The 26,820-nt window shown below is 59.2% G+C and carries 26 protein-coding genes and 4 tRNA genes; 18 read left to right on the top strand and 12 right to left on the bottom strand.

Annotated elements, in window-relative coordinates; genetic code table 11:
* Positions 1 to 568 precede the first annotated feature (568 nt).
* The 6 genes from F8N21_RS00740 to F8N21_RS00715 form a co-directional block, all read right to left on the bottom strand.
* Positions 569 to 1,480 carry a MurR/RpiR family transcriptional regulator gene (locus F8N21_RS00740; RefSeq protein ID WP_150640275.1) on the bottom strand — a complete coding sequence of 304 codons (912 nt, stop codon included), beginning with the start codon at positions 1,478 to 1,480 and terminating at the stop codon, positions 569 to 571.
* 103 nt (positions 1,481 to 1,583) lie between these two features.
* The gene (locus tag F8N21_RS00735) at positions 1,584 to 2,348 is read right to left on the bottom strand and encodes an ABC transporter ATP-binding protein (protein WP_150640274.1); all 765 of its coding nucleotides are present in this window, start codon (positions 2,346 to 2,348) and stop codon (positions 1,584 to 1,586) included.
* 18 nt (positions 2,349 to 2,366) lie between these two features.
* Positions 2,367 to 3,479, bottom strand: a complete 1,113-nt coding sequence (locus F8N21_RS00730; RefSeq protein ID WP_150640273.1) for a succinylglutamate desuccinylase/aspartoacylase family protein — start codon at positions 3,477 to 3,479, stop codon at positions 2,367 to 2,369.
* 8 nt (positions 3,480 to 3,487) lie between these two features.
* Positions 3,488 to 4,186: an ABC transporter permease gene (locus F8N21_RS00725; protein WP_150640272.1), complete on the bottom strand. Its 699-nt coding sequence runs from the start codon at positions 4,184 to 4,186 to the stop codon at positions 3,488 to 3,490.
* Positions 4,187 to 4,200: 14 nt separating this feature from the next.
* On the bottom strand, positions 4,201 to 4,890 hold the full coding sequence (locus tag F8N21_RS00720; protein WP_150640271.1) for an ABC transporter permease: 690 nt from the start codon (positions 4,888 to 4,890) through the stop codon (positions 4,201 to 4,203).
* Between the two features lie 92 nt (positions 4,891 to 4,982).
* Positions 4,983 to 5,765 (bottom strand): ABC transporter substrate-binding protein, encoded by a 783-nt coding sequence (locus F8N21_RS00715; protein ID WP_150640270.1) that lies wholly within the window; start codon positions 5,763 to 5,765, stop codon positions 4,983 to 4,985.
* Positions 5,766 to 5,984: 219 nt separating this feature from the next.
* On the opposite strand from F8N21_RS00715, the gene F8N21_RS00710 reads away from it, so the two are divergent.
* Genes F8N21_RS00710 through F8N21_RS00700 form a run of 4 tightly spaced genes read left to right on the top strand, consistent with a single transcriptional unit; the run spans position 5,985 to position 8,377 of the window.
* Positions 5,985 to 6,389, top strand: coding sequence for a MarR family winged helix-turn-helix transcriptional regulator (locus F8N21_RS00710; RefSeq protein WP_150640269.1), 405 nt, complete (start codon positions 5,985 to 5,987; stop codon positions 6,387 to 6,389).
* Positions 6,390 to 6,442: 53 nt separating this feature from the next.
* Positions 6,443 to 7,651 carry an MFS transporter gene (locus F8N21_RS00705; protein WP_150640268.1) on the top strand — a complete coding sequence of 403 codons (1,209 nt, stop codon included), beginning with the start codon at positions 6,443 to 6,445 and terminating at the stop codon, positions 7,649 to 7,651.
* Complete coding sequence (locus F8N21_RS31250) at positions 7,648 to 7,770, top strand: hypothetical protein (RefSeq protein ID WP_263597288.1); 123 nt, start codon at positions 7,648 to 7,650, stop codon at positions 7,768 to 7,770. The genes F8N21_RS00705 and F8N21_RS31250 overlap by 4 nt, the downstream gene beginning before the upstream one ends.
* 55 nt (positions 7,771 to 7,825) lie before the next feature.
* Positions 7,826 to 8,377, top strand: a complete 552-nt coding sequence (locus F8N21_RS00700; protein WP_150640267.1) for a glutathione peroxidase — start codon at positions 7,826 to 7,828, stop codon at positions 8,375 to 8,377.
* Between the two features lie 84 nt (positions 8,378 to 8,461).
* On the opposite strand, the gene F8N21_RS00695 is transcribed toward F8N21_RS00700, so the two are convergent.
* The 3 genes from F8N21_RS00695 to F8N21_RS00685 form a co-directional block, all read right to left on the bottom strand.
* A complete protein-coding gene (locus tag F8N21_RS00695) occupies positions 8,462 to 9,733 on the bottom strand; it encodes an OmpP1/FadL family transporter (RefSeq protein ID WP_150640266.1) in 1,272 nt (423 codons plus the stop codon).
* A 144-nt stretch (positions 9,734 to 9,877) separates the two neighbouring features.
* Positions 9,878 to 10,360: a hypothetical protein gene (locus F8N21_RS00690; RefSeq protein ID WP_150640265.1), complete on the bottom strand. Its 483-nt coding sequence runs from the start codon at positions 10,358 to 10,360 to the stop codon at positions 9,878 to 9,880.
* A gap of 270 nt (positions 10,361 to 10,630) precedes the next feature.
* Positions 10,631 to 10,852 carry a hypothetical protein gene (locus F8N21_RS00685; RefSeq protein WP_150640264.1) on the bottom strand — a complete coding sequence of 74 codons (222 nt, stop codon included), beginning with the start codon at positions 10,850 to 10,852 and terminating at the stop codon, positions 10,631 to 10,633.
* Between the two features lie 979 nt (positions 10,853 to 11,831).
* On the opposite strand from F8N21_RS00685, the gene F8N21_RS00675 reads away from it, so the two are divergent.
* Both F8N21_RS00675 and rmuC read left to right on the top strand, forming a co-directional pair.
* Positions 11,832 to 12,152, top strand: a complete 321-nt coding sequence (locus tag F8N21_RS00675; RefSeq protein WP_150640263.1) for a sel1 repeat family protein — start codon at positions 11,832 to 11,834, stop codon at positions 12,150 to 12,152.
* 175 nt (positions 12,153 to 12,327) lie between these two features.
* Positions 12,328 to 13,692 carry a DNA recombination protein RmuC gene (gene rmuC, locus F8N21_RS00670; protein WP_191624153.1) on the top strand — a complete coding sequence of 455 codons (1,365 nt, stop codon included), beginning with the start codon at positions 12,328 to 12,330 and terminating at the stop codon, positions 13,690 to 13,692.
* A gap of 113 nt (positions 13,693 to 13,805) precedes the next feature.
* On the opposite strand, the gene F8N21_RS00665 is transcribed toward rmuC, so the two are convergent.
* Positions 13,806 to 17,276 (bottom strand): PAS domain-containing hybrid sensor histidine kinase/response regulator, encoded by a 3,471-nt coding sequence (locus F8N21_RS00665; RefSeq protein WP_150640261.1) that lies wholly within the window; start codon positions 17,274 to 17,276, stop codon positions 13,806 to 13,808.
* Positions 17,277 to 17,725: 449 nt separating this feature from the next.
* Here F8N21_RS00665 and F8N21_RS00660 point away from each other — a divergent pair, with 449 nt between their 5' ends.
* The 3 genes from F8N21_RS00660 (at position 17,726) to F8N21_RS00650 (ending at position 21,254) form a co-directional block, all read left to right on the top strand.
* Positions 17,726 to 18,037 carry a cupin domain-containing protein gene (locus tag F8N21_RS00660; protein ID WP_150640260.1) on the top strand — a complete coding sequence of 104 codons (312 nt, stop codon included), beginning with the start codon at positions 17,726 to 17,728 and terminating at the stop codon, positions 18,035 to 18,037.
* A 107-nt stretch (positions 18,038 to 18,144) separates the two neighbouring features.
* Positions 18,145 to 19,296 (top strand): TDT family transporter, encoded by a 1,152-nt coding sequence (locus tag F8N21_RS00655; RefSeq protein ID WP_150640259.1) that lies wholly within the window; start codon positions 18,145 to 18,147, stop codon positions 19,294 to 19,296.
* Between the two features lie 83 nt (positions 19,297 to 19,379).
* A complete protein-coding gene (locus F8N21_RS00650) occupies positions 19,380 to 21,254 on the top strand; it encodes an MFS transporter (RefSeq protein WP_150640258.1) in 1,875 nt (624 codons plus the stop codon).
* 126 nt (positions 21,255 to 21,380) lie between these two features.
* Here the strand turns inward: F8N21_RS00650 and sugE are convergent, their stop codons facing one another.
* Both sugE and rdgC read right to left on the bottom strand, forming a co-directional pair.
* The gene (gene sugE, locus F8N21_RS00645) at positions 21,381 to 21,695 is read right to left on the bottom strand and encodes a quaternary ammonium compound efflux SMR transporter SugE (RefSeq protein WP_027922462.1); all 315 of its coding nucleotides are present in this window, start codon (positions 21,693 to 21,695) and stop codon (positions 21,381 to 21,383) included.
* Between the two features lie 233 nt (positions 21,696 to 21,928).
* Positions 21,929 to 22,849, bottom strand: a complete 921-nt coding sequence (gene rdgC, locus F8N21_RS00640) for a recombination-associated protein RdgC (protein ID WP_150640257.1) — start codon at positions 22,847 to 22,849, stop codon at positions 21,929 to 21,931.
* Between the two features lie 161 nt (positions 22,850 to 23,010).
* On the opposite strand from rdgC, the gene F8N21_RS00635 reads away from it, so the two are divergent.
* The 9 genes from F8N21_RS00635 to F8N21_RS00595 all read left to right on the top strand — a co-directional run bounded on the left by F8N21_RS00635 (position 23,011) and on the right by F8N21_RS00595 (position 26,732).
* A tRNA-Val gene (locus tag F8N21_RS00635) sits at positions 23,011 to 23,086 on the top strand.
* Between the two features lie 20 nt (positions 23,087 to 23,106).
* Positions 23,107 to 23,183, top strand: a tRNA-Asp gene (locus F8N21_RS00630).
* 167 nt (positions 23,184 to 23,350) lie between these two features.
* Positions 23,351 to 23,426, top strand: a tRNA-Val gene (locus F8N21_RS00625).
* Between the two features lie 19 nt (positions 23,427 to 23,445).
* Positions 23,446 to 23,522 (top strand) — tRNA-Asp (locus F8N21_RS00620).
* Between the two features lie 487 nt (positions 23,523 to 24,009).
* Positions 24,010 to 24,738: an FKBP-type peptidyl-prolyl cis-trans isomerase gene (locus F8N21_RS00615; RefSeq protein WP_150640256.1), complete on the top strand. Its 729-nt coding sequence runs from the start codon at positions 24,010 to 24,012 to the stop codon at positions 24,736 to 24,738.
* Between the two features lie 290 nt (positions 24,739 to 25,028).
* Entirely contained in the window at positions 25,029 to 25,484 is a 456-nt protein-coding gene (locus tag F8N21_RS00610; protein WP_150640255.1) for a YkvA family protein, read from the top strand.
* Positions 25,485 to 25,599: 115 nt separating this feature from the next.
* A complete protein-coding gene (locus F8N21_RS00605; protein WP_150640254.1) occupies positions 25,600 to 25,941 on the top strand; it encodes a helix-turn-helix domain-containing protein in 342 nt (113 codons plus the stop codon).
* Positions 25,938 to 26,309 (top strand): hypothetical protein, encoded by a 372-nt coding sequence (locus F8N21_RS00600; RefSeq protein WP_150640253.1) that lies wholly within the window; start codon positions 25,938 to 25,940, stop codon positions 26,307 to 26,309. Before F8N21_RS00605 ends, F8N21_RS00600 begins: the two co-directional genes overlap by 4 nt.
* A complete protein-coding gene (locus tag F8N21_RS00595; RefSeq protein WP_150640252.1) occupies positions 26,310 to 26,732 on the top strand; it encodes a sel1 repeat family protein in 423 nt (140 codons plus the stop codon).
* Positions 26,733 to 26,820 lie beyond the last annotated feature (88 nt).

The following is a 26,820-nucleotide window of genomic DNA, read 5'->3' as shown; positions in this document are numbered from 1 at the left end:
CTTGAGGGTGTACATATCCATTTCTGCGGTAACGGCCACTAATGGTTCCGCCCTTACGCCGGGTCACTTTGGAAAAGAGCCCCAAAGTAACCAAAGGGCTCTTGCCCCTTTCGTTCGGCCCTTCGCCTAGGCTCAGGGTGCCCTCGCTCCGGTCCTGCTCCGTGGGCCCGCCGCCATCGGCCATCCATGGCCGGGGGCGGCTAACCCGGCATCCATGCCGGGTTATCCACTGCGCAGAACCTCCTCTCGGCCTCTCGAGGGGGCGGTGCGTCAAAAGCAAGAGCAAGGCGGCCGACCCGGCCGGCCTGTTTGTGTGGAGTGCGCGTGCACCCTTGGGCCTGCCGCAGGCTGCGATCTTTTGATCTTGCTCCTGGGCAATCTCCAGAACCGCCAAAGATCGCAGGCTGCGCCAGCTCCTACGCCGATCCTGCACACCCGCGATGTTGCGGGGGTACACTAATCCTGTAGGAGCTGCCGCAGGCTGCGATCTTTTGATCTTGCTCTTGGGCAATCTCCAGAACCGCCAAAGATCGCAGGCTGCGTCAGCTCCTAGAGGTATTGCGTACGCCTAGCGCTTTTTCGGCGACTTGCTGCTGTCTGGCATGTGCAGGTAAGACATCACGCTTTCGGTCAATTCGGTCGCCAGCTTCACGGCTTCTTTGTTGCGCGCCATCACTCCCGCTACCAACCCTTCGATCAACGCGAGCACGGCGATGTTGGAGCTGGTCAGTACCGGGTGGTCGGCCGGAGCAAAGAGCACGTGCCGGGCAATCGGGGTCAGGGGCGAGGCGGGCGAGTCGGTAATCGCCAGCACCGAGGCGCCACGTTCATGGGCAAAACGTGCGAGCTGCAAAGTGTCCAGCGAGTAACGCGGCAGGGAGATCGCCAGCAGTACGTCCTGATCGGTGATCGCCGCCAGGCGGTAAGCGGCGTTTTCGTTGCCGCCTTCCATGCTGATGGCGGTGGCATCGGCACAGAAGGGCATCAGGGTCGAGGCCGCGAGGCCGGCAAAGTAGACGCTGTTACCGAACCCCAGGATGTAGATTTTACGGGCCTGGGTCAGGCTGGTGACGAAGGCTTCAAAGGTATCTGGATGGTTGTTGGTGTCGGTGGTGGCGAGGTTGCTGCTGGCGCTCTGGATTTGCTCATGCAGGCCAAACGCACCACCGGGGCGGTGCGCCAGTTCGTTGCGCAGTTTGTCGACCGGCGACACCATCTGCTGCAGAGTCGCCACCAGTTCGGCTTTCATGCCGGTGTAGCCTCCCAGGTTCAACGCCTTGGCCAAGCGGTTGACCGCTGCCGGTGAAGTGCCGGTTTCCTGGGCCATCTCCTCGATGGTCAGCGTCGCCGCCCGCAGCGGATGACGCAGGATGAAGTCCGCTACCTTGCGCAGCGAAGGCTGCAGATCGGCAACGATTTCCGCCAGTTTACGCATCACCGGTGCGGCATAGACCGTGGTGTTTTTCGAAGGGCTCGGCATATCCGGATCGACATTTCCTGATGGCATAAGGAGGGCTGGAGTGTATCCGAAGCCGACCCTTGGTGCAGAACGCTGAACCAAGGGACGGCGCAAGGCCGGCGGATTACTTCAAACTGCCGGCCAGGAACTGCTGCAGACGCTCGGACTGAGGCTTTACCAGCACTTCTCGGGGGTTGCCGCGCTCTTCGACCTGGCCCTTGTGGAGGAACACCAGCTGATTCGAGACCTCGCGGGCAAAGCCCATTTCATGGGTCACGACCACCATGGTGCGACCTTCCAGGGCGAGATCCTGCATGACCTTGAGCACTTCGCCGACCAGCTCGGGGTCGAGGGCCGAAGTCGGTTCATCGAACAGCATCACTTCCGGTTCCATGGCCAGCGCCCGGGCAATCGCCACCCGTTGCTGCTCGCCGCCGGACATATGCGCCGGGTAAGCATCCATGCGGTGCGCCACGCCGACCTTGTGCAGATAGTGCTCGGCCTTTTCCCGGGCTTCTTTCCTGGTTGAGCCCAACACATGCACCGGAGCTTCCATAACATTTTCCAGGGCACTCATATGGGACCAGAGGTTGAAGTGCTGGAACACCATCGCCAGGCGCGAACGCATGCGTTGCAACTGTTTGGGCTCGGCGGCCTTGAGCCCGCCGAATTTGTTGGTCACCAGCTTGAGTTGTTCGCCATTGAGCAGAATATTGCCGGCGTTGGGCTGCTCCAGCAGGTTGATGCAGCGCAGGAAGGTGCTTTTGCCCGAGCCGCTGGAGCCGATGATGCTGATCACGTCACCGGCTTTCGCCTCCAGGGACACGCCCTTGAGTACTTCGTGAGTACCGTAGCTTTTGTGTAGATCCTGAACTTCAAGTTTGTACATGGTTTTCACTCTCTGGAATCAGTCGCTGAGCAAGCGACCCTGGCGAATAGGGGTACTGCCGGCCACTTTGGCCAGCCACAGGCCGGGCTGGGCATAACGCAGGCGTTCGCGGGCATACAGAACGCCGTCGGTACTGGCGCACACCAGGCTATGGCGATCGGTCAGGGGATCGAGCACTTCGAACAGCGGATCGCCGACCTTGACCCGCGCACCCACAGGTTGCAGAAAACTCACCACGCCGGGATGCGGGGCATAGGCGTACTGCGCACCGGCGAATGGCGTCGCTTCACAACAGGTCGCTGGCGCGGCCGGCCACTCGCCGCTGATCAGGCCTTGCTCGGCGAGATAGCCGAGAATGGCCTCCGCGCTTTCGACGCAGTGCTCGCGATCGGTGTCAGCCATGCCGCGCAATTCGATGGTGGTGGCCACACACGCCAGCGGAATATTGGCCGGGGCAAAACGCTCGGCCAGCTGCAACCAGGGGATCGCGCAGGCTTCATCGAAGGCATTGCCTCCCGCGCCCTCGGCCAGCAGGGCGGCACCTGCGCCGAGGCGCGCGGCCAATGAACGCAAGCGTGGCCAGTTTTGCGGCATGGCATAGAGCAGCATGATCGACTCGAAGTCGCAGTGCAGGTCCAGCACCAGATCGGCATCGCAGGCATGTTGTAGCAACAGGCGGCGCAGGCCATCGAGTTCCGAAGTGGGCGCCGGCAGGTCCCGGATGACCTCGCCCATGGCACTGCGGATCAGTCCGACGTTGGCGCTGGCATCCCCGCCCAGTCGACCTTCCAGCAGCGGCGCCACGGCGTCGGCCAACTCCGGGAAGTCGCGATTGAAGTTCTTGCCGCTGGAGAACTCGAAACGACCCTGATGGGTGGCCTGGAACATCTGCCCGATCCCGATCGGATTGGCCATCGGCACCAGTTCGATCACCCCGGTCAACCGGCCTTGCTCTTCCAGCTCGCGCAGGCGGCGCTTGAGTTCGACGGCGACGCGCATCCCCGGTAGCTCGTCGGCGTGCAAGGCGGCCTGGATATAGACCTTGCGCGGCCCATTGCCAAAGCGAAACAGCGATAGATGCCGCTCAGTGCCCGATGAACTCCACGGCAACAGGTATTGAATGTGCTGCATAAAATTCCTTAGTGCTTGCGCGGTGCGAGATACGCCAGCCAGCGGCGCTCGGCCAGCTTGAACAGACGAACCAGGATGAAGGTCAGGACCAGGTAGATCAGACCCGCCGTGATAAATGCCTCGAACGGCAGATAGAACCGCGCACTGACCGTCCGCGCGGCCCCGGTGATGTCCACCAGGGTGACGATCGAGGCCAGGCTGGTGGTTTGCAGCATCATCAGCACTTCGTTGCTGTACTGCGGTAGCGCCCGGCGCAAGGCCGACGGCAGGAGAATCCGCCGGTACAGGGTAAAACGCGACATGCCCATGGCCCTGGCGGCTTCGATCTCGCCGTGGGCCGTGGACTTCAGGCTGCCGGCCAGGAGTTCCGCGCTGTAGGCGCTGGTATTGATCGCGAAGGCCAGGCAGGCACAAAAGGTCGCGCTGGACAGGTATGGCCAGAGCGCGCTCTGGCGTACCGCTTCGAACTGCGCCAGGCCGTAATAGATGAGGAACAACTGCACCAGCATCGGCGTGCCGCGAATTACATAGGTGTAGAGCCAGGCCGGGAAGTTGATCAGCGGCGAGCGGGAGACTCGCATCAGCGCCAATGGAATCGCCAGCATCAGGCCAATGGCCAGGGAGATCAGCAGCACTTTCAGGGTCAGCAAGGCGCCGTTGAAATACAGCGGCAGGTTTTCCCAAATCACGTTGTAGTCGAGAATCATGGGTTCGCTCCCAATCACAGCTCGGCGGCTTTGATGCCGACCGAGTAGTGTTTTTCCAGATAACGCAGCACCAGCAATGACAGGCTGGTGAGCATCAGATAAAGCGCCGCCACCGCGAGGAAAAAGGTAAACGGCTCGTGAGTCGCGTCCGCGGCGTTCTTGGCCTTGAACATCATGTCCTGCAGGCCGATCACCGAGATCAGCGCGGTGGATTTGGTCAGCACCAGCCAGTTGTTGGTGAACCCGGGAATGGCGAAGCGAATCATCTGCGGCACCAGAATCCGCCAGAACACCTGCACACTGCTCATGCCATAGGCAACGCCGGCTTCGCCCTGACCTTTAGGGATTGCCATAAAGGCGCCGCGAAAGGTTTCCGAGAGATAGGCGCCGAAAATGAAGCCCATGGTGCAGACGCCGGCGATAAACGGATTGATGTCGATATAACGGGTGTAGCCCAGCGCCAGGGCAATGCGGTTCACCAGATCCTGGCCGCCGTAGAAGATCAGCAGGATCAACACCAGGTCCGGGATGCCGCGAATAACGGTGGTATAGCCTTCGCCCAGCGTTGCCAGCCATTTGAGCGGCGACAACCGAAAGGCTGCCCCGATCAGACCCAATGCAATGGCCATGGCCATGGAGGTCAGGGCCAGGTTAATAGTCAGCCAGGCGCCATCGAGAATGCTCGATCCGTAGCCGTGAAGCATGATGAAGTTCCTCAAGCGAGCGCCAGGAGGCGCGCGGGACAAACCAAAGGCGGCGCCTGCAGCGGCCTGGCGCCGGGGTTACAGGTAGAGGTTTATTGGCCGTAGATATCGAAGGCGAAGTACCTGGCCATCACTTGCTGGTATTTGCCATTGGCGCGGATAGCGTCAATCGCGCTGCTCAGGCGCGCAGCATTGACGCTATCGCCTTTACGCACGGCGATCCCCGCGCCTCTGCCGAAGTATTTCGGGTCGTTGATGTCTGGCCCGACCAGCGCGAACCCTTTGCCGGCCGGGGTTTTGATAAAGCTTTCATCGGTGTTGACGATATCGGCGAGGGTGGCGTCCAGGCGGCCCGAGACCAGGTCGAGGAAGGCTTCATTCTGGGCCGAGTAGCGCACGACCACGACCCCGGCTTTCTCCAGTTGCTCGGTGGCGAAACGATCGTAGGTGGAAGAGCGTTGCACCCCGACTTTCTTGCCTTTGAGATCAACCAACGGGTCGTTGATCACGTTGCCGGCCTTCATCGCGAACTTGCCTGGGGTGTGGTAGTACTTTTTGCTGAAGTCGACGGACTTCAGGCGATCGTCAGTGATCGACATCGACGACAGCACCGCATCGATCTTGCGCACTTTAAGCGAGGGGATCATGCCGTCGAATTCCTGGATCACCCATTGGCATTTGACCTGCATCTCTTCGCACAGGGCGTTGCCGATGTCGTAGTCGAAACCGCTGACATTGCCCTCCGGGGTCTTGAAGGAGAAGGGCGGGTAGGCTGCTTCGATCCCGATTCGCAGGCTGTCTTCGTCGGCGTCGGCGTGGGCGAGAAGGCTGAAGGCACAAAGTGCCAGAGCACCTAGAAGTTCTGTCTTGTTCATATTGTTGACTCCTGTGTTGGGGCGTTTGGGTGGTCGACACCCGGACCGACTCGGTGGGTCGCTCCTGATTCTGTCGAGGCTATAAATGACACGTTTTATTTCATAAATCAATTTAATGAAAATAATTGTGTCTTTGCGGGTGGATTGCCTGAGGAGAAGGTGGGCGGAGGTGATATCGAATAACTTGCTTTTCGGTAACCGCGGGTATATACACGCACCATGCTTCCTTCCCAGTGTTTATGCACCAACCTGCGTCGCGCCGCTCGAGGCGTCAGCAGGCATTACGACGGCGCTCTCGACGGCTTCGGGATCAACGTTGCGCAGTATTCTTTGCTGTGCAATTTGCAACGCCTGGATCAGCCGAGTATTTCCACCCTGGCCCACGCCATGGGCCTGGACCGCAGCACTCTGGGCCGCAATCTGCGAGTGCTGGAGGGCGAAGGTCTGGTGACCCTGGTCGAAGGTGAAGATCATCGCAATCGCGTGGTGTTGCTCACCGAGGCCGGGTGCGAACGCCTGGCGGCGGCCTTGCCGGCGTGGGAAGCGGCGCAACAGCGTTTGATCGAGCGACTGGGTGCGCAGAAGCGCGAAACCTTACTGGCCTTGCTGGACGAACTTGCCTGAAGGCAATGAATTCTGAGCTTAAGCGGGTATATACCCGCTATCGGAGAGCAATAATGACATCGATGTGGCGTACCAGCGGTTGGGTTCTTCTCGGGAGTGCGCTGATCCTGGCATTGTCTTTGGGCGTGCGACATGGCTTTGGGCTGTTCCTGGCGCCGATGAGTGCCGATTTCGGTTGGGGGCGTGAGGTGTTCGCCTTCGCCATCGCCTTGCAGAACCTGATCTGGGGCCTGGCGCAACCCTTTACCGGGGCGTTGGCCGACCGTTTCGGTGCGGCGAAGGTGGTGCTGATCGGCGGGGTGCTATACGCCCTTGGTCTGGTCTTCATGGGGCTGTCCGACTCGGCCTGGTCGTTATCCCTGAGCGCTGGTCTGCTGATCGGCATCGGCCTGTCGGGTACCTCATTCTCGGTGATTCTGGGGGTGGTTGGACGTGCCGTTGCTCCCGAAAAACGCAGCATGGCCATGGGTATCGCCAGTGCCGCCGGTTCTTTCGGCCAGTTCGCCATGTTGCCGGGAACCCTCGGGTTGATCGGCTGGCTTGGTTGGTCGACGGCACTCCTGGTGTTAGGGCTGCTGGTGGCGATGATCGTGCCCCTGGTGAGCATGCTCAAGGACAATCCGCTGCCGCTGGCCGGGCATGAACAAACCTTGTCCGAAGCCTTGCGCGAGGCCTGCTCGCACTCGGGCTTCTGGTTGCTGGCATTCGGCTTTTTTGTCTGTGGCTTTCAGGTGGTGTTTATCGGTGTGCATTTGCCGGCCTATCTGGTGGACCAGCATCTACCGGCAATGACCGGCACCACGGTTTTGGCGCTGATCGGCCTGTTCAATATCTTTGGCACCTATACCGCCGGCTGGCTCGGCGGGCGGATGTCCAAGCCCCGCCTGCTGACGGGCCTGTATCTGCTGCGGGCGGTGGTGATCGGGCTGTTCCTGTGGGCACCGGTAACGCAGGTCAGCGCTTATCTGTTTGGCATGGCCATGGGCTTCCTGTGGCTGTCGACTGTACCCTTGACCAATGGCACGGTAGCGACGCTCTTTGGCGTGCGAAATCTGTCGATGCTCGGCGGTATCGTGTTCCTCTTCCACCAGCTGGGGTCGTTCCTCGGTGGTTGGCTGGGCGGGGTGGTCTACGACCGCACCGGCAGCTATGACCTGATCTGGCAGGCGGCGATTCTCTTGAGCCTGTTGGCCGCTGCGTTGAACTGGCCGGTACGTGAGCGTCCGGTGGCGCGTCTGCAAGCGCAGACAAGTTTGGCATGAACAGGTTCTGGCCGTGGTGTGTCGGCCTGGGTCTGGGCAGCGTGCTGCTGGCGTTGGTCTGGTGGGGTTGGCACCAGGGCGGCCTGGCGCTGATGCAACTGGGCATGGGTGCTTGCTAGGCGCGCCTTTTGGCGAGTAACGTCGCAGTCTGACGACCTTTCAAGGACATTGATCATGCTGATGCGCTGGCTTGCGGTTCCAGCTCTACTCGTGGCGTTCGGTGGTTCGGCGCTGGCTGCCGAGTGCCCGCCATTGTTGCAAGGCTCATTGCCCAAGTTGCACGCCAAGGAATCCATCAATCTGTGCGAGCGCTTTGCCGGCAAGCCGCTGGTGGTGGTGAATACCGCCAGCTTCTGTGGCTTCGCCCCCCAGTTCAAAGGGCTCGAGGCGCTGTATCAAAACTACAAGGAGCAAGGCCTGGAGTTGGTCGGCGTGCCTTCCAATGACTTCAAGCAGGAGGCCAAGGAGGGTGCCGAGACGGCCAAGGTCTGTTATGTGAACTACGGCGTGACTTTCACCATGACCGAACCGCAAAAAGTCCGTGGTCCCGATGCGACTCATTTGTTCAAGATCCTGGCGCAGCAGAGCAGTGCGCCGAAATGGAATTTCTACAAATACGTGGTCGACCGCCGTGGCAAGGTGATCGCCAATTTTTCCAGCCTGACCAAGCCCGATAATCCAGAGTTTATCGAAGCGGTGGAGAAGGCCCTGGCTTCAAAACCCTGATCGACGCCCATTGAAAAGCCCCGCCTCTGTAGCAGAGTGCGGGGCTTTTTTTTCGGGCGGCGAGTTGTTTAACCTCGCCGGAAATCAGAACTTGTAGGTTGCGCCTATACCGAAGTTGTTTGCCGAGTTTTCATACGTGGCGTTGTAGGCCTGGCCACGATTGTTGCTGTTGTTGATCTTGGCATCGTCTTCCTTGAGGTAGGAGTAGGCGACGTCGATGGTCAGATCGTCAGTCGGGCTCCAGCCGGCGCCGATGCTGAAGATCTTCCGGTCGCCAGTCGGGATGCGCGGCGAGCGGTGGGTGTTATTGGTTGGCGCCTGGTCTACCGACAGGCCGGTACGCAGCACCCATTGCTTGTTCAGCTGATAGGACGCGCCGATGGCATGAGCCCAGGTGTCGTGCCAGTCCTGTTCTTCGGAAATGGTCTCGAACTGGCCAGCCAGAATCGGTGGTACGCCCTGGTTGTCGACGGTGATATCTTTCAGGCGGCTCCAGCGGGTCCAGGTGCTGCCTGCGTAGAGGGTCCACTGGTCGTTCAGCGCGTGGGTGACCGAGAGGTCCACCGACTCAGGGGTGGTGACATCCAGCGAAGCGTCATACTTCTGGCTGGTGCTCTGGCCGAAGCGGGCCAGCAAGCCGTAGTTCACCTTGGTATCGCCTTCGAGCTTGTACTTCACTTTCGAGTGATAGGTCAGGCCGACGCGAGTGCTGTCAGTGGCTTGCACCAGGACGCCGACGTTGTAGCCCAGAGCGGTGTCGTCACCCTCGATCTTGACCTTGCCATCCGGCGCGGCCTGGGTCAGCGACAGATTGGATTCCAGGGTTCCGTCAATACGGTTGATGGTCGGACCAAAACCGATGGAAACCTTGTCGTTGAACGCATAGCTGATGGTCGGTTGCAGGGTCAGGACCGTGACTTCGCTTTTGCTGCCGAAATAGCGACCGGCGAAATTGTTCTCGTAGTCGGTCACCAGGCCGAACGGCGCGTATATGCCGAAACCCACAGCCCAGTGATCGTCGATTGGCTTGACGTAGTAACCCATGGGAACGGCAATGAGCGGCACCATGTCGCCTTTGTTGCTGCCGCCATTAGGGCGGGAGCTGGCGTCATTGATATCGGTATGGGCATCGATCAGGGCGACACCGCCGGTGACTTGTTCACGCTTGAGGCGCGACATCCCGGCAGGGTTGCCAAAAACGGTGCTTGCATCCTCGGCAGAAGAAGATCGACCGGCGAACCCAGTACCCATCCCGCTGATGCTTTGTTCGTTGACCGCAAAGCCGCTTGCGAAGATTTGGGTGGATGCCAACGTAACGGCAAGACTAAGGGTGGTTTTGAGCATTACTTTTTTCATTATTAGAACTCTTGGTGATCACCGGGGCGAAAATTACCAAGAATTTCGCTCCAGCGCTATAGGCTGGATAGCTTGATTTAGAGCGGTTTTGTAGGACAATCGGACCAGGATTGCGGATTATGGCGCGATCTTGCCAATTCACCATCAGCAGGCGATTTGATTGGGGGGGGAAATGCAGGTTTGCCAGGCGCAGGTGAAATCCCTGAGACGCCCTTGGGGGTGAAATGTCTGCCGCCAGATCCGGGCCATTGCGAGCAAATCGTCCGCTTCGGGCAGGGGAGTGTTTTGTTCCTCGACCAACAGCCAGGCAATGGCAGTGGCATAACGCAAATTGACCGTGAGTTCCATGTGCGGTCCGCTGAGAAAGGCATGTTGACTGGCAAGGCCGCGAACCAGGCTGGCGCGTTCGGGGTCGAGGGCCAGATAGTGGTCCCAGAGGGCCTGATGGCGAATTTCGGCAATCCGGTACAGGCCGTGTCCACGGCGGTCATGGAGGGCGGATCCGAGTGCCGATTGGCTGGCGGCAATGCCCAGTAGCAATGATTCGGCGGTCGGGCTGTGGCACCCGAGGTAAATCAGAGTCGGGCGGATCACGTAACGGCACAGCTCGCTGGCGGCGATACCCATACAGCCCTCCACGCGTGCGAATTAGGTGGCGAGATCTGAGCGGCTTGGCAGCAGGGGGAGTTCAGTCTCGCCATAAGCGGATCATGCCGCTTGAGTTGAAGTGTAGTGTCATATTCATGCTGTAAAGGACTGTTTTTAAAATATTTCTGGCTTCGAGTTATAATCGTTATATCTGTTGGTGCTTAAGCCGGTCCGCCGGGCTCAGAAATTTCAGGCAATAAAAAACCCTGCTGTTGAGGCAAGGTTTTGGCTTTTCGGTGTTCCGGCGTATCAGGCAACCAGTGCCTGACGGGTACGCTCGATCACGGCCTGCAGCGGCTCGGCGCTGGAGTATTGATCGGGGTACAGGCGTTCGCTGTGACGAGCGATGCCATGTTCGTTGACCAGGGTGAAGCTGAAGCAGCCTTTGCGAGCGGCCATGATCAGGCAGTTCATTGGTGCAAAAGCGTTGGTGAGGGTGCGAATGGCATCCTGAGTGTGAATTTGAGACATGGTTATGGTGTTCCTACAAATGACACGGATAAGAACCGTGCAACGTTAAAACGTTCCAGTAACGTCGACCACCGTTGGTCGAACGAAGAACCCGACTGGAACAAAGCAGCCAGTTAGAAGCGCTTGGATTTATGCGCGCTTGGGCTGGCAGGTAGGTACTTAGGAGGGCAGGCAGCACATCAAGGGCAAAGGTTCGGGGCCCGGGGTGAAGATCCTGATCAATCTGCAGGTTGGTTCGGTCAGAGTATGAGCACTTCGCAACACCCTTTGCTTTCGATCAAAGGCAGTGTCGTCGCAAGTGTTACCTGGAAACCATCGAGGTGGTCGATCCCGTGTTGTCGGTAGAAGCTTCTCTTTAGGGAAGGTATACCGGGGGACTTGTTCGACCGTAATTGACTTTCAGCTTGGTACTAACGCCGCGGATAGTAACGGATCGAGTTTCAGAAGGGAAGGGTGCGAGCAAAAAAACCTGTTCGGCAAAAAGCTCGTCATAGCATCACGCCGTAAGCAGGGGGTATTACGGTAGCACGGATTCTGGCCAATGCCAGGGCCAGTGTGACCGCTCAAGCAGCAGTTGGAAGGTGCTGCTTCACTGGTCAGTCATCGGTTTTTTGCAGCAGAACGTGGGGAAAAAGCGCGCTGATATAACTGCTTCGTGGGTACTTGTGCACATTAGTTGCGCGGCGCGTTACAGCACTGTCACTTCAGCCTTACAGCGGGTCTCTGCCTTCAGCGAAATTTTAAGTCAATGAAAAACATCGTTTTTTTTTACTGGTGAAAAAATCGTCAGTTTGACTGCGGGGCCCGCTCCATGGGGGTTTGCGCGAGTTGCAGGAGGGTTGTCCACTGAGTTATCCACAGCTTCTGTGGATTGTCCCAAGCGCTTGCTCTAGCACGGGCGTGCAGTATTTTTTTCGGCTTTACCCGTACGAAAAAAGGAGTAGAGTGGCGCGCCTTCCGATCTACCCCACAGTGCTTTATGAAGTTTCGCTTAGTACCATATGTAACCTCCACATCTCCAGGTGTTACCCCACCCAAACGCCTGGCCCTGCGTGTCGCCATGTGGCTGCTCGACAGTCCGCGCCTGGGCGACAACCGGAACGTCAAACACTTCGCCGGACGTTTGCTCAAGCAACCGGCCCGTGAAGGCGTGGTGGCTGCGCAAAGTCGTCTGGGGCAGTTGATGTACCGCGAATGCGGGAGTGCCCGGGATCGGCGGATCGGTCATGATCTGCTGCGCCAGGCCGCCCGCGCAGGTGATCGGTGTGCCCAGCGCGAACTGGGTCAGATCGAAGACTGAGCTGTTCCTGGCCCGACGCCTTGTTTAACCTTCAGGCTTTATCCCATCGGCAGGAGTGGTTATGGCTATGGACTTGACCAGCGCTTTGCTGGGGCTGGCGGGTGCTGCGCTGCCGCTATTGGTGTTGCTCTGGCACTCTCAGCGACGCTTGAGTGCCCGACAATCCGAGCTGTCGCTGCTCGAAGAGCGCCTGAGCACTGCACAACTGGCGCAGGAGGGGCTCAATGCCCAGCTCGATGCCAGCCGCGATGAAATCAGCGACCTGAGCCAGGCCAATGCAACTAAACAAGCGGATCTGGCCGCGGTTCGCCGTGAGGTCGAACTGCTGCAAATCGAGCGTGACAATGCGCGCGACGCCGCCCACGCCTGGAATCTGGAGCGCAGCAGCAAAGAGACCGAGTTACGCCGCCTGGACGCCCAGGCGGCGTCGCTCAACGCCGAGTTGCGTGAGCAACAGGAAAGCCATCAACAACGCCTCAGCGACCTGCAGGGCTCGCGGGATGAGCTGCGTGCGCAGTTTGCGGAACTGGCCGGGAAGATCTTCGATGAGCGTGAGCAGCGCTTCGCCGAGACCAGTCAGCAGCGTCTGGGGCAGCTTCTCGATCCGCTGAAAGAACGCATTCAATCGTTTGAAAAGCGCGTTGAAGAAAGCTACCAGGCCGAAGCCCGCGAGCGTTTCTCCCTGGCCAAGGAGCTAGAGCGTCTGCAGCAGTTGAATCTGCGCCTGAGTGACGAGGCGACCAACCTGACTCGCGCCCTCAAGGGCCAGAAAACCCAGGGCAACTGGGGTGAGTTGATTCTCGAGCGAGTGCTTGAGCATGCGGGCCTGGAGAAGGGCCGGGAATACCAGACCCAGGTCAGCCTCAAAGGCCCGGATGGCGAACGTTTTCAGCCAGACGTGCTGATCATGTTGCCGGGTGACAAGCAGGTAGTGGTCGATTCCAAGGTCAGTCTCACCGCTTATCAGCAGTATGTGGCTGCCGACGATGAGGTGATTGGCCAGGCGGCGCTGAAACAGCACGTGCTGTCTCTGCGCAACCATGTCAAGGGTCTGGCCGGCAAGGATTACAAGCGTCTGGAAGGCTTGCACAGCCTGGATTTCGTGCTGCTTTTCGTGCCGATCGAAGCGGCTTTCTCCGCGGCGTTGCAAGCCGAGCCGAACCTGTTTCAGGAAGCCTTCGACCGCAACATTGTCATCGTCAGCCCGACCACCTTGCTGGCAACGTTGCGAGTCATCGACAGCTTGTGGAAGCAGGAGCGCCAGAGCCAGAACGCACGGGAGATCGCCGAACGCGCTGGCTGGCTGTACGACAAGTTCGTGTTATTCATCCAGGACCTGGACGAAGTCGGCAATCGCCTGCAGCAACTGGACAAAGCCTACAGCGCGGCACGCAACAAACTGACCGAAGGCCGCGGCAATCTGATCAGTCGCAGTGAGCAGCTCAAGTTGCTCGGCGCACGGGCCAGCAAGAGCCTGCCGGCGGATCTGCTGGAGCGGGCGATGACCGATGTGGACGGGATGGCAGAATTGCCGGACTGATTGAAAATCAAAAGATCGCAGCCTTCGGCAGCTCCTACAGGATTTGTGTGCGCTCGTAGGAGCTGCCGAAGGCTGCGATCTTTGTCGGTCTTATGCCCGCTGAAGATTTTCGGCTACAACGGCAAATGCCGATTCAACAACGCCCGGAGCGCCGCCGGTTTCACTGGCTTGGCCAGATAATCCAGGCCCGCAGCATGGACCTCGGCGACCATTTCCGGTCGGCCATCGGCGCTGATCACTACCCCCGGCACCGGCTCGCCAAGTTCGGTGCGCAACCAGGCCATCAATCCGGTCCCGGTCTCACCGTCATCCAGGTGGTAGTCCACCAATGCCAGGTGCGGGCGAATGCCTTCACTGAGCAGCGTTGCGCATTCATCGCGGTTGCGTGCGGTCCAGACCTGGCAACCCCAGCGCGTCAGCAGGCTATTCATGCCCATCAGGATGCTGTCTTCGTTGTCGATACACAGCACTTGCACGCCGCCCAGCAGTTGGCCGTTATGCTCGGCGACTTTGGCCGGGGTGCTGATTTGCGCCCTGGCCAGCGGCACACGGACGCTGAACACGCTGCCCTTGCCGGGCCATGAACGCACCTCTAATTGATGCCCCAGTACCCGGCAAAGCCCGTCGGCAATCGCCAGCCCCAGACCCAGGCCTTTTTCGGCGCGAGTCTGATGGCTGTCCAGGCGCTTGAATTCCTCAAAAATCACCCGGCGCTTGTCTTCCGCGATACCCGGTCCGCGATCCCAGACTTCCAGGCACAATTGCCCGTTGCGACGGCGCACGCCCAGCAATACCGGGCCTTTGGCGTAGCGGAAGGCGTTGGTCAGGAAGTTCTGCAGAATCCGCCGCAGCAGTTTGATATCGCTGTCGACCCGCAAACGGCTGCCGCGCAGACGAAACTTCGTGCCTTGCTCCTGGGCCAGGGCCTTGAACTCGGCGCCGAGGGCATCGAACAATTCGTTGAGGGCAAACGGCTTGGGATCCGGGTTGATCATGCCGTTTTCCAGGCGCGACATATCCAGCAGATCGCTGATCAGGTCTTCGGCCGAACGCAGCGAACTGTCCAGGTGATGCACCAACTGCTGCGCCTCGGCGCAGAGCCCGTCTTCCTGATGGGAGAGGGCGGCGGAGAACAGCCGGGCAGCATTCAGCGGTTGCATCAAGTCGTGGCTGACCGCGGCAAGGAAGCGGGTTTTCGACTGGTTGGCCAACTCTGCGGTGCCCTTGGCCTCGGTCAGTGCGACGTTCAGTTGCGACAACTCATGGGTGCGCGCAGTGACCCGTTGCTCCAGCCCTTCGTTGGCCTCGGTCAGCGCTTTTTCGGCTTCGCGGAACGCGGTAATGTCGGTAAAACTCATGACGAAACCGCCACCGGGCATCGGATTGCCGATCAGCTCGATCACCCGGCCGTTGGGGAATAAACGTTCGGAGGTGTGCGCCCGGCCCTGACGCATCCAGTGCAGGCGCCGAGCCACGTGCACTTCGCTTTCACCGGGGCCGCAGAGGCCGCGCTCGGCGTTGTAGCGAATGATGTCGGCAATCGGTCGACCGACGCTGATCAGCCCGTCCGGGTAGTTGAACAGCTCCAGATAGCGCCGGTTCCAGGCCACCAGCTTGAGGGACTGGTCGACCACGCTGATGCCCTGGGTAATGTTCTCGATCGCGCCTTGCAACAGGGCGCGGTTGAATTGCAGTACCTCCGAGGCTTCATCGGCGATGCGCACTACGTCCTCAAGTTGCATGTCCCGGCCTTCGATGGCAGCTTTCACCACCGCCCGGGTCGAGGATGCTCCGAGTACACCGGCCAGCAGACGCTCGGTGTGGGCGATCCATTCGCCATCGGCATTCTGGTTCGGATTGAAGCTTTTGCCCTGGCGATAGGCAAAGCGAATAAAGCTCTGGCGCGCCCGTTCTTCACCGACAAAACGCGCCGCCAAGGCGAGCAGGTCGTTGATTTGCACCGCCAGCATCGAGCGCGAACTAGGGCGTGCGCTGATTTCCTGTCCGATAAACCGTCCGGCCTGCCAGTGCTCGGAGACCCGGGTGCGAGACAGTACCGACACCCAGGCGAACAGGGTGAAGTTACCTGCCAATGACAGCACCACACCCTGGGTCAGCGGGGTGATGGGCAGGTTCAGCGGGTTGCTGTGCAGCCAGGTCAGGCCAGGAAACCCGCTTAGCGGCCAGCCGAGGCTGTTGGCGGCAATTGGCAGGATCAGGGTATAGAACCAGAGGAAAGTCCCGGCGGCCAGACCGGCAAACACCCCACGGCGGTTAGCCTGTTTCCAGTACAGCGCACCGAGCATCGCCGGCGCCAGCTGGGTGACCGCGGCAAAGGCGATCTGGCCGATGGTCGCAAGACTCGCGGTAGAACCGAGCAGGCGATAGCTGACGTAGGCCAGCAACAGAATCACCACGATGCTCACCCGGCGTACCGAGAGCATCCAGTAACGGAACACCTCGAACGGCCGCTCGGCGTTTTTGCGCCGCAGCAGCCACGGCAGCAGCATGTCGTTGGAGACCATGGTCGAAAGTGCCACGCTGGCGACGATGACCATCCCGGTGGCCGCCGAAGCACCGCCGATAAACGCCAGCAGCGCCAGCGCCGGATGGGATTGGGCCAGGGGCAGGCTGATCACGAAAGAGTCGGGCAGCACCGAACTGGGCAGCATCATCTGTCCGGCCAGGGCAATCGGCACCACAAACAGTGCGGCCAGCGCCAGGTAGGCAGGGAACACCCACTTGGCCAGATTCAGGTCCTGCGGGTCGATGTTTTCTACCACCGTGACGTGAAATTGCCGTGGCAGGCAGATAATCGCCATCATCGCGACGCCGGTCTGCACCACCATGGACGGCCAGTTGATGGTTTCTTTCCAGTACTCCTCCAGGCGCGGCGCGAGCATGGCCTGATCGAACAGGTCGTCGAAGCCATCGTACAAACCAAAGGTGACGAAGGCGCCGACCGCCAGAAAGGCGAACAGCTTGACCAGCGATTCGAAGGCGATTGCCAGCACCATGCCGCGGTGGTGTTCGGTGGCATCGAGGTTGCGGGTACCGAAAACAATGGTGAACAGCGCCAGGACCAGCGACACGATCAGCGCCGTATCCTGGGCGCGGGTGCCCATGGCGTCGGGCCCGGCACCGATCAACAGGTTTACCCCTAGAACGATGCCTTTGAGTTGCAGGGCAATGTACGGCAGGACCCCGACCAGGCAGATCAGCGCGACGACTACCGCCAGCGACTGCGATTTGCCATAGCGGGCGGCGATGAAGTCGGCGATGGAGGTGATGTTCTCCTGCTTGCTGATCATCACCATTTTTTGCAGCACCCACGGCGCCAGCACCAGCAACAGAATCGGCCCCAGGTAGATCGGCAGAAATGACCAGAGTTGTTCGGCGGCCTGGCCCACCGCGCCGAAGAAGGTCCAACTGGTGCAGTAGACGGCCAGCGACAGGCTATACACCCAGGCACGCATGCGTGGCGGCAACGGCGCACTGCGCCGGTCACCATAGAAGGCGATGGCGAACAGGATGGCCATATAGGCGAGGGCGACGGCGGCGATCAGCCCGCTGGACAGCGACATGGAAACTCCAGACAAAAGACGTCCGGGCAATTCAGCCCGGTCAGACAGTCTCGCATGCTGGCCGGGATTCGTCAGTGTCGACCAAGGTCTCAGCGCGGCCGGGTGTCGCAGGGGAGTTTCAGTTGCGTCTTCGTCGCCTGTACCGGCCTCATCGCGAGCAAGCTCGCTCCCACAGGTTTTGAGTCGATCACACCATGGTGGGTTGACCCAGATCTAATGTGGGAGCGAGCTTGCTCGCGATTGGGGTCTTACTGATGCAACGCAATATCGATCAACTGATGAAGCTCTTCCACCGTCAGCGGCGCCGCTGCCGGCAATCCTTAGCCTATGGAACAACGAGTCGCGGGTAAATCCGCGCGCCTCGGCTTGATCGGTGTTGTAGCCTTGGCGCCAGGCTCGCGACGACCCGGCCTCCAGGCACAAGGACAGCCCCCATTAAGGACAACCCCATGAAAATCATTCGCAGCAAATCCTTCACCGGCAACCGCGCCTGGGCAGCGCTGGATATCGCCAACATGAACGGCATTACCACCCGGCTGCACTGGACCGACCAACCCTATATATGGCACACCAACGATGGTCAGGAAGTCTTTGTGGTGCTCGATGGGCAAGTTCGGATGCACTATCGCGAGCACGGGATCGAGCAGATTGCAGTGCTGGAGGAGGGTGACATCTTTTATGCGGATGTCGGCACCGAGCATGTCGCCCACCCAGTGGGTGCGGCCAGGGTTCTGGTGGTCGAGTCGCAAGGCAGTGTCTAGGCTCTATATCTGTTAAACAGATAACAGTTAGAGATATTACCCGTTATATAGATATTCGATGCGCTTCTACCATGAGCTCCACCTCACGCAGAGGACAGGAGTTCAGCATGCCATGCCCCCGTAGCGTCAAACCCGGCTTTCGGCCATTGAGCCATTTGCAGCACCCACACGAAGTCATCCGCCATTTCACCCCCAACTGGTTCGCCGCGACCATGGGCACCGGTGTGCTGGCGTTGGCTCTGGCCCAACTGCCGGTTCAGAGTGCCGGCCTGCAGGCGGTTGCCGAGGGCTTGTGGCTGTTCAATGTTCTGCTGTTTGTGCTGTTCTGTGGTCTTTACGCCGCCCGTTGGCTGTTGTTCTTCGACGAGGCGCGACGAATTTTCGGACACTCCACGGTGTCGATGTTTTTCGGCACCATTCCCATGGGTCTCGCGACCATTATCAACGGCTTTCTGCTGTTCGGAGTGCCACGTTGGGGCGCGGGCGTGGTGCATCTGGCTGAAGTGCTGTGGTGGCTGGATGTGCTCATGTCGGTGGCTTGCGGCGTGTTGATTCCCTACCTGATGTTCACCCGTCAGGAGCACAGCATCGACCAGATGACTGCGGTCTGGCTGCTGCCGGTGGTGGCCGCGGAAGTCGCAGCCGCCAGCGGTGGCTTGCTGGCGCCACATCTGGCCGATGCCCATGCGCAGCTGGTGGTTCTGGTCACCAGCTATGTGCTGTGGGCGTTTTCGTTGCCGGTGGCCTTCAGCATTTTGACTATTTTGTTACTGCGCATGGCCCTGCATAAACTGCCCCACGAGAGCATGGCCGCTTCGAGCTGGCTGGCCCTGGGGCCGATTGGCACCGGAGCGCTGGGCATGTTGCTGCTGGGCGTGGATGCACCGGCGATCTTCACCGCCAATGGTTTGCCCGGCATCGGCGAAATAGCCGCTGGCCTGGGGTTGGTGGCCGGGATCACGTTGTGGGGCTTCGGGCTCTGGTGGCTGCTGAGCGCGCTGCTGATCACCCTGCGTTACCTGCGTGAGGGGATCCCGTTCAATCTTGGCTGGTGGGGTTTTACCTTCCCGTTGGGCGTCTATTCGCTGGCCACGCTGAAACTGGCGAGCACCCTGGACCTGAGGTTTTTCAGTGTTGTTGGCAGCGTTTTGGTAGTGGCATTGGCGATCCTCTGGCTGATCGTTTCGATACGAACCATCCAGGGTGCCTATCGAGGAGAGCTGTTTGTATCACCCTGCATTGCAGGATTAACAAAATAGCGGCGAAGTTTAGGTAAGGTTGTGGCCTGGATCGAAGATCGACATTCCAATAACAGCATCCACGCCACTCAGGGACATGGAAGATGAGTCACCCCTCGCAGTTCACCTTGCTTCGCACCCGGCGTTTCCTGCCGTTTTTTGTCACCCAGTCCCTTGGGGCGTTCAACGACAATATCTTCAAGCAGTCGCTGATCCTCGCCATTCTGTACAAGCTGACAATCGAGGGCGACCGCTCGATCTGGGTCAATCTCTGCGCCTTGTTGTTCATTCTGCCGTTCTTCCTGTTCTCGGCCCTGGCCGGGCAATTTGGCGAAAAGTTCGCCAAGGACGCGTTGATCCGCCTGATCAAGCTCGGTGAAATCGCGATCATGGCGGTCGGCGCCGTGGGTTTTATGTTCGATCACTTGTCGTTGATGCTGGTGGCGCTGTTCGCCATGGGCACTCACTCGGCGCTGTTCGGCCCGGTGAAGTATTCGATCCTGCCCCAGGCGTTGCACGAAGAGGAGCTGGTGGGCGGCAATGGCCTGGTGGAAATGGGCACCTTCCTGGCGATCCTGGCCGGGACCATCGGCGCCGGGATCATGATGTCCTCCAGTCATTACGCGCCGATCGTGTCCACAGCGATCGTCGGCGTCGCGGTGCTCGGTTATCTGGCCAGTCGCGGCATTCCCCGGGCTGCAGCGGCCACCCCACAGCTGCGTCTGAACTGGAATATTTTCAGCCAGTCCTGGGCCACCTTGCGTCTGGGCCTGGGGCAGACACCCGCGGTGTCCCGCTCGATTGTCGGCAACTCGTGGTTCTGGTTTGTCGGGGCGATTTACCTGACGCAGATTCCGGCCTACGCCAAAGAATGGCTGTATGGCGATGAAACCGTGGTGACGCTGATTCTTACGGTGTTCTCGGTGGGTATCGCGACCGGCTCGATGCTCTGCGAAAAGCTTTCCGGACGCAAAGTGGAGATTGGCCTGGTACCGTTCGGGTCCTTCGGCCTGACGGTGTTTGGCCTGTTGCTGTGGTGGCACTCCGGCGGTTTCCCGCAGAACGTCCAGGCCAACGACTGGATCGCGGTGCTCAGCTACGGCCCGGCCTGGTGGGTGTTGATCGATATCCTCGGGCTGGGGATTTTCGGTGGCTTCTATATCGTGCCGCTGTACGCGTTGATTCAGTCGCGCACTGCGGAAAACCAGCGGGCGCGGGTCATCGCCGCGAACAACATTCTCAATGCCTTGTTCATGGTGATCTCGGCGATTGTCTCGATCGTTTTGTTGAGTCTGGTCAAACTGTCGATCCCGCAGTTGTTCCTGGTGGTGTCGCTGCTGAACATCGCGGTGAACGCCTACATCTTCAAGATCGTTCCCGAGTTCAGCATGCGCTTCATGATCTGGCTGCTCAGCCATTCCATGTACCGCGTCGAACATCGCAACCTGGATCTGATCCCCGATGAAGGCGCGGCGCTGCTGGTGTGCAACCATGTGTCGTTCGTCGACGCCTTGCTGATTGGCGGGGCGGTACGTCGGCCGATTCGCTTTGTGATGTATTACAAGATCTACAACCTGCCGGTGCTGAATTTCATCTTTCGCACCGCCAGGACCATTCCGATCGCCGGGCGCCAGGAAGATATCCAGATCTATGAAGGCGCCTTCAAGCGGATCGCCCGATACCTCAAGGACGGCGAACTGGTGTGCATTTTTCCGGAAGGCAAGTTGACTGCCGATGGCGAACTCAATGAGTTCAAGGGCGGGCTGACGCGGATTCTCGAAGAGACGCCGGTGCCGGTGATTCCATTGGCCTTGCAGGGGCTGTGGGGGAGTTTCTTCAGTCGCGATCCGGGCAAGGGCCTCTTTCGTCGCTTGTGGTCGCGGGTGACGCTGGTGGCGGGGCCGGCGGTGGCGATCGAGGCGGCGGAGCCTGCGCGGTTGCAGGCTTTGGTTGGGGAATTGCGGGGGGTGGTTAGATAGTTGCTGATTTTGCGGGCCTCATCGCGAGCAAGCTCGCTCCCACATGGGATTGATGGTGTGCCTGCTATTTGTGGCACACCACAAATCCAATGTGGGAGCGAGCTTGCTCGCGATAGCGGTAGTGGCCTAAGCGCTGACCTTGAGCCCAACCAGTCCGGCAATGATCAACGCCACACTGGCCAGCCGAAACAGCGCCATCGACTCACCAAACAGAATGATTCCGGCGATCACCGTGCCGACCGCACCGACCCCGGTCCAGATTGCATAAGCGGTGCCCAGCGGCAGCTCTTTCATGGCCAGGCCCAGCAAACCAAGGCTGATTGCCATGGCGGCAACGGTCAGGGCGGTGGGCAGAGGACGGCTGAAACCGTCGGTGTATTTCAGGCCGACAGCCCAGCCCACTTCGAACAGGCCGGCGAAAAACAGAATGATCCAGGACATGAAGACCTCCATCGAATGATGGGGTCGTCCCCAGATTAATGACTCGATTGAGCCGCGAGGTCGTCCTCGCGATGGGCAATATCGTGCCCAATATTAACCTGGGGATCAAGTTTACCCTGTGGGAGCGAGCTTGCTCGCGATGAGGCACTTACATTCAACAGAGATATTGACGGTCAGCCCGCTATCGCGAGCAGATCGCCGCACCGCCGCCCCCACATTCATTGCTCGTTAACTTAGATCCCCTGCGGAGTCTCTTCGCCGCCCAATGCTTCAACCAGCATCGGGAGGAACTCGCCGAAGGTCAGCATCATCAGGGTAAAGCTGGCGTCCTGCTGGCCGAGGGCATCGTCGCCGCCGTCCTGTTCCGCCTGATCCTGCAACAGGTCTTCGAACTTCAGGCGCTTGACCACCATCTTGTCGTCGAGCACGAAGGACAGTTTGTCCTGCCAGGCCAGTGACAGCTGGGTTACCACTTTACCGGTGCTCAGGTGCAGCTGGATTTCGTCACTGGTCAGGTCCTGACGCTTGCAACGAACAATGCCGCCGTCTTCGTGGGTATCGCGCAGTTCGCATTCGTCGAGGACGAAGAACCCGTCGGCAGCCTTCTGGGTTTTTACCCAGTCGGTCATGGTGGCGGTCGGTGCCATTTTCACGGTCAGCGGACGTACCGGCAGCGAGCCAATCACTTCACGCAGGGTCGATAGCAGGTCTTCGGCGCGTTTCGGGCTGGCCGAGTTGACCAGGATCAGGCCCTGTTTCGGCGCGATGGCGGCGAAAGTCGCCGAACGACGAATAAAGGCACGGGGCAGGAAGGCCTGGATGATTTCATCCTTGAGCTGATCGCGCTCCTTCTTGTAGACCTTGCGCATCTGCTCGGCTTCGATCTCTTCGACTTTTTCCTTCAGGGCATCACGCACGACGCTGCCCGGCAAAATGCGTTCTTCCTTGCGCGCGGCGATCAGCAGGAAGTCCTGGCTGACGTGGACCAAAGGCGCATCTTCGCCCTTGCCAAATGGCGCGACGAAACCGTAGGTGGTCAACTCCTGGCTTGCACATGGACGCGCCAGTTTGGTGGCCAATGCGGTTTCCAGCGCCTCGGCATCAAAAGGCAGATCTTGGGTCAGGCGATAGATAAGCAGGTTTTTGAACCACATGGGGTGAATCTCTCCTTTATACAAAAGGGGGGCATTATTCGCTTCGAAGCTCCATAGGCCAACCCTTAGCTAAGCCTTTGGAAGGCCTGAAAAAATTATTATAAAAAGTGCTTGCCAGAGTAGGGGGCGCTACGTAGAATGCGCGCCACACCGAAAGTGAAGGGTGATTAGCTCAGCTGGGAGAGCATCTGCCTTACAAGCAGAGGGTCGGCGGTTCGATCCCGTCATCACCCACCATTCGCTTCAAAGTGTTACGCGCAGCGGTAGTTCAGTCGGTTAGAATACCGGCCTGTCACGCCGGGGGTCGCGGGTTCGAGTCCCGTCCGCTGCGCCATATTCGGTAACCTGGAACGCTGAACGCCAGGTCACCACAGAAAGCCCGCCTTGTGCGGGCTTTTTGCTGTCCGGCTTTTGCAAAGTTCTCTCTAATTTGAATATTTTTTTATTTAAATCAGCACGTTATGAATTTTTGTGAGAGAATGCGCCTACACCGAAAGTGAAGGGTGATTAGCTCAGCTGGGAGAGCATCTGCCTTACAAGCAGAGGGTCGGCGGTTCGATCCCGTCATCACCCACCATTCGCTTCAAGTGTTACGCGCAGCGGTAGTTCAGTCGGTTAGAATACCGGCCTGTCACGCCGGGGGTCGCGGGTTCGAGTCCCGTCCGCTGCGCCATATTCGGCTTCAAGGCCCTTGAACTCCTTGAAGCAACAAAAAAAGCGACCTTGAGTCGCTTTTTTTGTGCCCGCCATTCGGTGAAATGCTTTATTTTCTTACATTACGTGTCGATTAAATCGGTGTTGCGGGCAATCCCGGTAATCACTGACGGCCTCATATACTGCCTTACGCGGTGAGGATCAGAAACGAAAGCACACCGGATATACGGCGCAAGGATAAACACCCTTGTCGGCTTATAGCCCCTTATGCCTTGGCCTCAGGTCGTGCGCCTAGAAACCATTACGCCAAATGTGCTGAGAAACATCCTGCACTGCTGCGCGTTCGGCCTGACAGACAAAGTTGCTCAATGCGGCAAAATGCGTTTAAACACGTGAACTTATCGGAAACTTCCGGCTCACATGCCGGTAGCCATTGGTCGTGGCCGCCTGATAAGCTCGCGACTTTACACTCGATTGCCCTTTAGGCGCATGAACAAGGAAATAGCATGAAACAGCATCGGTTGGCGGCGGCGGTGGCCCTGGTTGGCCTGGTACTAGCGGGTTGTGATTCGCAGACCAGCGTAGAGCTGAAAACCCCGGCGCAAAAAGCTTCCTATGGCATCGGCCTGAACATGGGCAAAAGTCTTGCCCAGGAAGGCATGGATGATCTGGATTCCAAAGCGGTAGCCCAGGGCATCGAAGATGCCGTCGGCAAGAAAGAACAGAAGCTCAAAGACGACGAGCTGGTCGAAGCCTTCGCTGCACTGCAGAAGCGTGCTGAAGAGCGTATGGCCAAGATGAGTGAAGAGTCGGCAGCCGCCGGCAAGAAATTCCTCGAAGATAACGCCAAGAAAGCCGGTGTAACCACCACCGCTTCCGGTCTGCAATACGAAGTGGTCAAGAAAGCCGATGGCGCTCAGCCAAAGCCGACTGACGTAGTGACTGTTCACTACACCGGCAAGCTGACCAACGGTACCGTTTTCGACAGTTCCGTCGAGCGCGGCAGCCCGATCGACTTGCCAGTCAGCGGTGTAATCCCGGGCTGGGTCGAAGGCCTGCAATTGATGCACGTTGGCGAAACCTACAAACTGTACATTCCTAGCGAACTGGCTTACGGCGCGCAAAGCCCAAGCCCGGCAATCCCGGCCAACTCGGTGCTGGTATTCGACCTGGAACTGCTGGCGATCAAGGATCCGGCAAAACAAGATCCAATCAAAGAAGACGCAACCAAGTAATTCGCGTCTGATCGACAACAACGCCCCGTCTATTCGGGGCGTTGTTGCATCTGCTGATTGGCACCGGGCAAAAAGCGAACCCACGCCGACGCAAACAGTCATATCATTGAGATGCCGGTGCTAGTCCCAGTCGCACCGCCAAGTCAATGAAATAATGGGTTTTTTTATGTGAGTAAAAAACGCCCGATCTGAGTTCAGCCCTTATGGATCGGGGCTTTCAGGCGTTAAAAGTGGCTCTGTTCACAAGGTTATCCACAATTTGTGTGGATAACATTTCAGTGGGAGGGATGATGAAAACACCCTGGAATTTCGCCCGTTTTCTGCCCCTGGCAGGCAGACTGCTGGCCCGAGGGCGTTTGCCGACCCTGCTCTTTGCGGTAGCGAGCAAAGGCGCGAGTCAAGGCAGCCGTCTGGGCAAACTCAAAGATGATCTACGATTGTTACAGGCATTGTGTCTGGCCTATTGGCGTGGCGAGTACCGGGCGATCAGTCCGAAATCGCTACTGTCAGTGGTTGCGGGCCTGATGTATTTCCTCAGTCCGCTGGATGCCATTCCGGATTTCTTTCCGATGTTCGGCATGCTCGATGATATCGCCGTGCTAGCTTGGCTGATGAAAACCCTGGATGACGAACTCAATGCCTTTCGTGCGTGGCGGGCACGGCAGGTGCCGGAAAAACTGGCGGTGGTCGAGCGCTTGCCGGACACACCGCAGCAGCTGCAGCTGCAAGGACCAAAAAAAACCTGAGTTGATTCAGGCTCATCCATAGATTCATAGCCCCTCGCGACCTTGCCGGCTGTTAGGATTACACTTCCAAGGAAAAGTGCCGACTCGCTCAGTGTTGTTGTCCTACGGGGTAGTAATGGATATTCAGATAATTGCACGCGATGGCGAGCCCGAATATGCGGTTCTGCCGTGGGCTCAGTATCAGGCTCTATTGAAGGCTGCAGGCGTTACCAAACAACCGCCGCGAGAAGCCACAGTTCGTCAGGCGCCAGCAGCCGATCAGGTGCTTCCTGGTCTGGATCAATTACGCAGTTTGCGCGAAGGGAAGGGCATCGCCATCGAGGCGCTGGCCCGTACAGTAGGCATCAGCCCGTCTTATCTGGCCTTGATCGAAAGCGGTGAGCGTCAACCAGACGCTGCTATTCGCCGTAGTCTGGCCTGGGAGCTGACGGTGCCGGGGTGGAGGGACGAGTTGTGAGCGTACGCATCAGTCGACAACACTGGGACGGGTTGCTGGGTGAGCTCGATCAAGCTCGTCGCCAACGCCATTTACTGACTTACCGGGCCTTGCTCGAGCGTTTGCAGCTACCCAGCCCGGCCATGCAAACCCTGACTGCCGCCCTGGAGCACCTGGCGGCGTTGGATGCCCGAGCGGAGCAGCCGTTGCGCAGTTCACTGGTGATCAGCCAGGGCGCAAGCCGATTGCCGCGCACCGGATTCTTCGAGTGTGTCGAGCGCCTTGGGCGTTTCTCCGGACCTTCCGATGGCGTTGCTGCCGCTTCCTGGCATGCGTCCGAGGTGGTACGGGTTTTCGAGTATGACTATCCCGAATCTGCGGAGGCTTGAATGCTCTGGCGACTGAGAGCGCGAGCCAGTTACTGGCTGGCGCGCAGGCTGTTTCATTGGTCGTGGTTCGTGCGTCAGCCACGTGGCTGGCAGTGGCTTGAAGGCCAGTTCTCGCGCATGGCAAACCTCGGGGACGTCGGTGCGCAGAGTTTCTACGGGCATATCCTGACCTTCCGCGGCCAAGGCCTGGGTGCTCGCGAAGAAGGCGTGCGTTTGTTGCGCCTGGCGGCGCTGGCAGGGGACGGCAAGGCGGCCTATCAGGTAGGCGTGATCAGCCTCGCCGGAACGCCGAGCAAGGCGCCTGACGCGGCTGAGGCGGCTCGTTGGTGGGCAATAGCGGCGAAGGCCGGGCATCCGCTGGCCGAGATCAAGCTTCAGCAGCTGCAGTCGAGTAGTGGTTCCGGGTCTGCACATTCCTCGTAGCAGCTGCCGGAGGCTGCGTTCGGCTGCGAAGCAGTCGTAAATAATTCCACCACGGTTAGCCAGTAAAACCGCATTGCCTGATTTTACG

The sequence above is a fragment of the Pseudomonas fluorescens genome, from assembly GCF_902497895.1.
GTDB lineage: Bacteria > Pseudomonadota > Gammaproteobacteria > Pseudomonadales > Pseudomonadaceae > Aquipseudomonas > Aquipseudomonas fluorescens_BP.
This window is presented reverse-complemented; position numbering and strand designations above follow the sequence as displayed.

Excerpts from the sequence above, each read along its gene's own strand:
- F8N21_RS00610 (WP_150640255.1), top strand. The coding sequence starts at position 25,029 with ATGAAAACACCCTGGAATTTCGCCCGTTTTCTGCCCCTGGCAGGCAGA.
- F8N21_RS00605 (WP_150640254.1), top strand. The coding sequence starts at position 25,600 with ATGGATATTCAGATAATTGCACGCGATGGCGAGCCCGAATATGCGGTT.
- sugE (WP_027922462.1), bottom strand. The coding sequence starts at position 21,695 with ATGTCCTGGATCATTCTGTTTTTCGCCGGCCTGTTCGAAGTGGGCTGG.
- F8N21_RS00650 (WP_150640258.1), top strand. The coding sequence starts at position 19,380 with ATGAGTCACCCCTCGCAGTTCACCTTGCTTCGCACCCGGCGTTTCCTG.
- F8N21_RS00700 (WP_150640267.1), top strand. The coding sequence starts at position 7,826 with ATGCTGATGCGCTGGCTTGCGGTTCCAGCTCTACTCGTGGCGTTCGGT.
- F8N21_RS00660 (WP_150640260.1), top strand. The coding sequence starts at position 17,726 with ATGAAAATCATTCGCAGCAAATCCTTCACCGGCAACCGCGCCTGGGCA.
- F8N21_RS00615 (WP_150640256.1), top strand. The coding sequence starts at position 24,010 with ATGAAACAGCATCGGTTGGCGGCGGCGGTGGCCCTGGTTGGCCTGGTA.
- F8N21_RS00675 (WP_150640263.1), top strand. The coding sequence starts at position 11,832 with ATGAAGTTTCGCTTAGTACCATATGTAACCTCCACATCTCCAGGTGTT.
- F8N21_RS00705 (WP_150640268.1), top strand. The coding sequence starts at position 6,443 with ATGACATCGATGTGGCGTACCAGCGGTTGGGTTCTTCTCGGGAGTGCG.
- F8N21_RS00720 (WP_150640271.1), bottom strand. The coding sequence starts at position 4,890 with ATGCTTCACGGCTACGGATCGAGCATTCTCGATGGCGCCTGGCTGACT.
- F8N21_RS00595 (WP_150640252.1), top strand. The coding sequence starts at position 26,310 with ATGCTCTGGCGACTGAGAGCGCGAGCCAGTTACTGGCTGGCGCGCAGG.
- F8N21_RS00690 (WP_150640265.1), bottom strand. The coding sequence starts at position 10,360 with ATGGGTATCGCCGCCAGCGAGCTGTGCCGTTACGTGATCCGCCCGACT.
- F8N21_RS00685 (WP_150640264.1), bottom strand. The coding sequence starts at position 10,852 with ATGTCTCAAATTCACACTCAGGATGCCATTCGCACCCTCACCAACGCT.
- F8N21_RS00730 (WP_150640273.1), bottom strand. The coding sequence starts at position 3,479 with ATGCAGCACATTCAATACCTGTTGCCGTGGAGTTCATCGGGCACTGAG.
- F8N21_RS00695 (WP_150640266.1), bottom strand. The coding sequence starts at position 9,733 with ATGAAAAAAGTAATGCTCAAAACCACCCTTAGTCTTGCCGTTACGTTG.
- F8N21_RS31250 (WP_263597288.1), top strand. The coding sequence starts at position 7,648 with ATGAACAGGTTCTGGCCGTGGTGTGTCGGCCTGGGTCTGGGCAGCGTG.
- F8N21_RS00715 (WP_150640270.1), bottom strand. The coding sequence starts at position 5,765 with ATGAACAAGACAGAACTTCTAGGTGCTCTGGCACTTTGTGCCTTCAGC.
- F8N21_RS00725 (WP_150640272.1), bottom strand. The coding sequence starts at position 4,186 with ATGATTCTCGACTACAACGTGATTTGGGAAAACCTGCCGCTGTATTTC.
- F8N21_RS00740 (WP_150640275.1), bottom strand. The coding sequence starts at position 1,480 with ATGCCGAGCCCTTCGAAAAACACCACGGTCTATGCCGCACCGGTGATG.
- F8N21_RS00735 (WP_150640274.1), bottom strand. The coding sequence starts at position 2,348 with ATGTACAAACTTGAAGTTCAGGATCTACACAAAAGCTACGGTACTCAC.
- F8N21_RS00710 (WP_150640269.1), top strand. The coding sequence starts at position 5,985 with ATGCTTCCTTCCCAGTGTTTATGCACCAACCTGCGTCGCGCCGCTCGA.
- rdgC (WP_150640257.1), bottom strand. The coding sequence starts at position 22,849 with ATGTGGTTCAAAAACCTGCTTATCTATCGCCTGACCCAAGATCTGCCT.
- F8N21_RS00655 (WP_150640259.1), top strand. The coding sequence starts at position 18,145 with ATGCCATGCCCCCGTAGCGTCAAACCCGGCTTTCGGCCATTGAGCCAT.
- F8N21_RS00665 (WP_150640261.1), bottom strand. The coding sequence starts at position 17,276 with ATGTCGCTGTCCAGCGGGCTGATCGCCGCCGTCGCCCTCGCCTATATG.